Raw genomic sequence first — 3,734 nt, 5'->3', positions numbered from 1 at the left:
GGAAGAGCCGGCCGATCGCAGCCTGTTCGGCGCGGTCGACCATGTCCAGGCCGCACGCCGCTGACCACAGGTCCGTGATCTCGCCGGGCGCAACCCCGGCCGTCGCCATGGCCTGGCGTGAGGCACGCTCCGCCGCCGAGCCCCGTACGTCGCACGGTGGATGCCCGGCACGGACCCGGGACGCACAGCCGTATCCCGCGACCTCGGCCAGTGCGCGTCCACCCCGCGCGGACACCGAGCCGGCCGGCTCGAGCACGACGGCGACCGCCGCGTCTGACAGCGCGAACCGGTGGTCGCCTGCTCGATGGGACAGCATCCCGAGGTCGTCATAGGCGCGGATCACAAGCTCGTCCACGACGTCCACGGCGAGGCAGACGATGGCCGACGCCCGGCCGGTGCGGATCAGCTCGTACCCGTACGCGATCGCGGCGGCCCCCGAAGCGTGCCCGGCCGAGACGGTCGAGGTCGGGCCGTGCAGCCCGAGGTGCTGTGCCACCTGTCCGGCAGGCTGGTTGTAGACCGTGTTCGGAAAGACGGCCGGATCGGCGCCGACTGCGCCCTCGGCAAGCACACCACGGGTGAACCTGGCCATCGACTCCACCGGACCGGCAGACGTGCCGACGATGACACCGACCTCAGCGGAGGGTTCCTCTCCCAGCTCCAGTCCAGCGTCAGCCAATCCCTTGGCCGCCGTCACGATCGCGGCGACGGTCATCCGGTCCATACGGCGACGCGCCTTGCGGGTGAGATAGGGCTCCGGGTCGATCTCCATCGTCGCGACCCGTCCGCGCGCGTCATTCGGTACAGCCGCCCCGGCGGCCACGGTGTCGGCCGCAGCCTCGGCACCCTCTCCGAACGGTCCCAGAACCGTCAGACCGCTGACGACCACATCGTCGAGTTCCGGCACCGGCGGCCGGACGCCGGACTCGGCCCGCAGGAAGGTGACGCTGGCGTTCGACCCCCCGAAGGCGAAGTTGTTCGACACCGCGGCCTCGGCCTCCATCGGGCGCGGGTCGAGCGGGACGTAGTCGAGGTCGCAGTCCGGGTCGGAGCCCGCATACGACGCGGTGGGCGGGGCCGTGCCCTCCTCCAACGCACGCACGGTGACCACGGCTTCGGCCGCACCGGCCGCACCCAGCAGGTGCCCGATGACCGATTTGGTGCTGCTGACCGGTATCTCATCGGCCCGGGTCCCGAGCGCGCTCCGGATGGCCCGGGTCTCGGCGACGTCGTTCTTCTCCGTCCCGGTCCCATGTCCGTTGACGTAGCCGACGCCCCCAGGCTCTAGGCCGGACATCGTCAACGCCTGCGCGATCGCCCGGCTCGCCCCGGACCCATCCGGCCTCGGTGCGGTCGGGTGGTAACCGTCAGCGGAGATGCCATAGCCGCCCACCCACGCCTTCACATACGACGCGTCGACGACCGCCTCGCTGGCCAACACGAGAAAGGCCGCGCCCTCACCCAGGGAGAGCCCCTGCCTTTCAGCCGAGTACGGCCGCGCCGGCACCGGCGACAACGCCTCGAGCGAGTGGAAGCCGGCATACAGCACGTCCGAAAACGCATCCGCGCCACCGGCCAGGATCACGTCTGCCCGGCCGGACCGGATCAGGTCGGCGGCCCAGCCGATCGCATTCGCCCCAGAAGCGCAGGCCGTGTTGACCGACAGCACCGGCCCGCCCCAACCGAACGCCCCGGCGAGTGCCTCCGCCGTCGCCTGCGGCGGCATCATCGCCGCCAGCCGCGGATCCGGCTTCTCGCCCGCATCCAACCGGGCAAGCCATTCCCGCCCCGACAGCAGCCCCGCGTTGCAGGTGCCATACACCACACCACACCGCTGCCAGCCGACCCTTTCGATCAGCGCACCGGCCCCGTTCACCGCCTCGTCGGCCGCGTGCAGCGCCAGCTCGAAGACCCGGTCCCGGAAGTCGTCAGGTCGTGAGTACCGGTGCGAGGTCTCCGGCAGGTCGCGCACCTCGGCGCCGACCTTGGTCGAGAATCCAGTCAGGTCGAGCCCCTGTACCGGCCCGATCGCCACTCTGCCGTCCCGAGCACCCGACCAGAGCTCGTCGGCGGTCAGCCCGAGGCCGGTCACCGCTCCCACGCTCATGACCGCCACCCGCGTGACGGCCCCGTCGTCATTCTCGTGATGCGCCATCACGTTGCTCCTTGTCCTCGTAGCGGTTGGGAAAGAGTCATCCAGATATCTGGGCCCAGCCGAGGTGCCCAGAGAAGGTGGGGAGGGACGAATTCCCGGCCAGGGAAGGCTCGGGCATCGGCGTGGGAGGAGCGCAGCGACGACCTCGCCGCGGGCGAGGACGGGAATTCGTCCCTCCCCACCCCTACTGGGGCCACAGACCCGAGCAACCCAAGACCAATGAGGCGACTCATCACTCATACCGCCCGCAGCGCAAGAGCGACGTTCTGGCCCTCGAGACCGCGCGCCAAGGCGAGAGCTGTCCGGACCGGCCGCGACCGTGCCTCGCCCGGCACCCAGTCGAGGTCGCAGTCCGGGTCCGGGTCGTCCAGGTTGATCGTGGGCGGGACCGTCCCGTGGTGGATCGCCAGCGCCGAGACCGCGACATTCAACGCGCCGGCCGCGGCCACCAGATGTCCGGTCGCCGGCTTCACGCTGCTGGCCACCACCCGATCGGCCGCGCCGCCCAACGCCGCGCGGATGCCGGCGCTCTCGCTGGCGTCGCCGAGCCGGGTGGCGCACCCGTGGGTCGCGATGTAGTCCGGGCCCTCTGGGTTGACACCGGCCTCGCGCATGGCCGCCACCATCGACGCACTCAGGGCTTCTCCAGACGGCTCGGGCGTCACCATCGCCCCGGTGTCGAAAGCGGACCCGACACCGCACAGCTCCGCGTACACGGTGGCACCCCTGGCCGCCGCTGCCTCGGCGTCCTCCAGCACGACGATCGCGGCGCCTTCGCCGAGCACCGAGCCACTGCGTTCACGGTCGTACGGCTTGAAGGCACCCGCGCCGAGCTCGTTGCGGTCGCTCAGCACCCCGAGCCCGTCCATCTTGGACATCACCCAGAACGAGACGCCGGTGTCGAAGGCACCCGCCACGGCGACGTCCGACTCGCCACGACGGATCGATCGGTACGCGCGGCCGATCGCGGTGGCCCCAGAGTCCGCGGTGCCGTGGAAATAGGCGTTTGCGCCTTTCGCGCCGTATCGCTGCGACACGTAGAACAACGCCGCCGCTTGCAATCCGTCGACGTAGAACAGCGGGTAGAAGCTCGACTCCATCCGTTCGCCGAGCACCCGTTCGCTCGCCCGCCCGTCCTCATCACGCACCGAGAGAGCGCCGTCGATCAGATGCTGCGGCTTGGAGATCTCCTTGTTGCCGCCCAGGAACACGGCGAGCCGCTCCGCGTCTACTCGTTCGAGGTCGACGCCACTGTCGTCGACGGCGAGCGAGACGCCGGCCAGTGCCAGCTGGTCCTCCCGGGTCGTGCTGCGCAATGTGCGGCGGTTCGCGTACCGGTTCGGATCGAAGTCCAGGATCTCCGCCCCGATACGGGTCCTCAGCGACCTCGGATCGAATCCGCGCAGCCCTTCGATCGCCGACGCTCCGGTGACCATCCGCTCCCAGTTCTCCCGGTGGCCGGTGCCGAGCCCGGTCAGCAGGCCGATGCCCGTCACCACGACCCGTCCTCCCCGGGACGCGCGCCGCGCAGTGGCTCGCGTCGTCATCGCGTCTCCTCGGCCGGGACCATCCAGAGCTC

Annotated in this window: 2 protein-coding genes; both read right to left on the bottom strand. The window is 70.7% G+C overall.

Going from position 1 to position 3,734, the window contains the following annotated elements; genetic code table 11:
• Positions 1-2,155 (bottom strand): beta-ketoacyl-[acyl-carrier-protein] synthase family protein (locus tag ELR45_RS13400; RefSeq protein WP_165367746.1); only part of this gene is annotated, 2,155 nt, incomplete at its 3' end.
• 236 nt (positions 2,156-2,391) lie between these two features.
• On the bottom strand, positions 2,392-3,702 hold the full coding sequence (locus tag ELR45_RS13395; RefSeq protein WP_129666764.1) for a beta-ketoacyl-[acyl-carrier-protein] synthase family protein: 1,311 nt from the start codon (positions 3,700-3,702) through the stop codon (positions 2,392-2,394).
• Positions 3,703-3,734: the final 32 nt, after the last annotated feature.

Origin of the sequence: Phytoactinopolyspora endophytica (assembly GCF_004138495.1) — a bacterium.
GTDB classification, from domain to species: Bacteria; Actinomycetota; Actinomycetes; order Jiangellales; family Jiangellaceae; genus Phytoactinopolyspora; species Phytoactinopolyspora endophytica.
The sequence above is the reverse complement of the archived record's forward strand: the minus strand, read 5'-3'. Positions and strand labels throughout refer to the sequence as shown.